This window comes from Vibrio sp. 1249-1 (genome assembly GCF_033340495.1).
Window position 1 is genome coordinate 1 of record NZ_JAWOWJ010000855.1, and the last position, 586, is coordinate 586.

The following is a 586-nucleotide window of genomic DNA, read 5'->3' on the forward strand; positions in this document are numbered from 1 at the left end:
CGTGAAAACGTATCTGTTGTGGCTATGAATGAAGAAGAGGGCGCGGCGCTTACAGGCGAAAACGATCCACTCGCCGCTGCGGATAAAGCACTTGAGTGGGTAGATCTTGTTCTTTGTACTGCCGGGCCAAACGGTCTTTATATGGCAGGTTACACTGACGAAAAAGTGAAACGTGAAACTACACACGATATTCTTGAAAGCTCTATTGAGGAATTCAATAAGTTTGAGTTCAGCCGCGCAATGCGCAAAGAAGATTGTGTGAATCCAATGAAAGTGTATTCACACATCGGTCCATACCTTGGTGGCCCTCTAGAAATTAAGAACACTAATGGCGCGGGTGATGCTGCACTGTCTGCACTGCTGCATGACATGGCTGCAAACTCTTTCCATCAGAAAGAAGTGCCTACTTCAGAGAAACACGAAGTACGCTGTCTGACGTATTCATCACTTTCTCAAATTTGTAAATACGCGAACCGCGTGAGCTACGAAGTGCTAACTCAGCACTCTCCTCGCCTATCGCGAGCTCTGCCAGAACGCGAAGACAGCTTAGAAGAGACCTACTGGGATCGCTAAGAAGGTTAGCTTT

Annotated in this window: 1 pseudogene; it reads left to right on the plus strand. The window is 47.1% G+C overall.

The features are described from left to right. Positions 1-573: pseudogene (locus R7Z50_RS29300) on the plus strand (inosine/guanosine kinase); the annotation flags it as partial. Positions 574-586: the final 13 nt, after the last annotated feature.